Annotated in this window: 1 protein-coding gene and 1 pseudogene; both read left to right on the top strand. The window is 76.4% G+C overall.

All coding sequences use genetic code 11. The features are described 5' to 3' along the window. The first annotated feature begins 116 nt into the window (after positions 1-116). Entirely contained in the window at positions 117-845 is a 729-nt protein-coding gene (locus HTZ82_RS22355; protein WP_175411238.1) for an ABC transporter ATP-binding protein, read from the top strand. Beyond that, positions 827-1,410: pseudogene (locus HTZ82_RS22350) on the top strand (hypothetical protein); the annotation flags it as partial. The gene HTZ82_RS22355 and the pseudogene HTZ82_RS22350, both read left to right, overlap by 19 nt.

Genomic DNA, 1,410 nt, shown 5'->3' with positions numbered 1-1,410 from the left:
CCGCGGCCGTTTCCTGTCACGGCGGCACCGCGTTGGGGCCCGATGAGCCACGTGTTATGTTCCGACCGGTTCGGGGGGACATGAATGGCTCTGAGCGGATCTGAGGTGTTTCTGCCATGGTGGCCCCGCCGGACAACGACGTGCTGTGGGCGCGTTCCCTGCACCACACCCACAACGGCTCCCCCGCACTCAGCGGCGTCTCGCTCGGCGTACGCGAAGGCGAGATCCTCGCCGTGCACGGCCCGCGCGGCAGCGGCAAGACGACCCTGCTGCGCTGCCTGTCCGGCCAGCTCGTCCCGCAGGAGGGCGAGGTCTGGTTCAACAGCGCGCCCGTCCACACCATGGGCCCCGTCCAGCGGGAACGGCTGCGCCGCGACCGGTTCGGCTGGATCGACCCGCAGCCCGTCCTCGTGCCCGAGCTGACCGCCTGGGAGAACGCCGCCCTCCCGCTCCTGCTGCGCGGCTGCTCCCACCGCGCCGCCAGGTCCGCCGCCCTCGAGTGGCTGGAGCGCCTCGACATCGGCACCTGCGCCACACGCCGCCCGCACGCCCTGCTCCAGGCCCAGCGCCAGCGGGTCGCCGTCGCCCGCGCTCTCGTCGGCACCCCCACCGTCCTGTTCGCGGACGAGCCCACCGCGCCCCTGCACCGGGCGGACCGCTCGCTGGTGCTGCGTACGCTCACCGCCGCCGCGCGCTCCCACCGCATCACCGTCGTCCTCGCGACCCACGACGCCGAGGTGGCCGCGCTCGCGGACCGTACGGTCGCGCTCCTCGACGGCCGGCGCGACAACTCCGTCCACCTCAACGGAGCGGAGGGCCGCGACGCGTGCTCGCTCTCCGTCTAGCCCGCGGCTCCCACCCCCTGGTGCTGCTGCGCCGGCTCCTCGTCACCACCGCGTCCGCCGGCGTGGGCTTCCTGCTGCTCTGCGCCCTGGGCCACGCCGTGTCGCACCCGGGCCAGTCGTCCGCGTCGGTCCTGCGCCTCGCCTGGTGCGTCCTGCCGCTGGCCGCGGCCGTGCACCTCGCGGTCGCCGTGGCCCGTACGGACCCGAGCACCCGGCCCCGCCCCGGGCTCTCGTCCGTGGGCCTCGGCCCCGCCCGGCTCACCGCCGTCGCGGCCGCGTCGACGGCCGTGTCCAGCACCCTCGGCTCCGCCCTGGCCCTGCTCTTCTTCCTCCACCTGCGCGGCGACCTCTCGGGCATGCCGTTCGACGGGGCGGCGTCCGGGCTGCTGGCCGCCGGGTACCCGCTGCCGCTGCCCGCCGCGCTCACGCTCCTCGCCGTCGTCCCGGTCGCCGCCACCACGGCGACGGCGCTCGCCCTGCGCCCGCGCGGACCGGCGCGGCGCGCCCACGGCCGTACGGACGCGGGGCCGGGACCCGGCGCGGGCACGGGCACGGTACCTGTCAC

The organism is Streptomyces sp. TRM64462, from assembly GCF_013362995.1.
GTDB lineage: Bacteria > Actinomycetota > Actinomycetes > Streptomycetales > Streptomycetaceae > Streptomyces.
This window is presented reverse-complemented; position numbering and strand designations above follow the sequence as displayed.

Excerpts from the sequence above, each read along its gene's own strand:
- HTZ82_RS22355 (WP_175411238.1), top strand. The coding sequence starts at position 117 with ATGGTGGCCCCGCCGGACAACGACGTGCTGTGGGCGCGTTCCCTGCAC.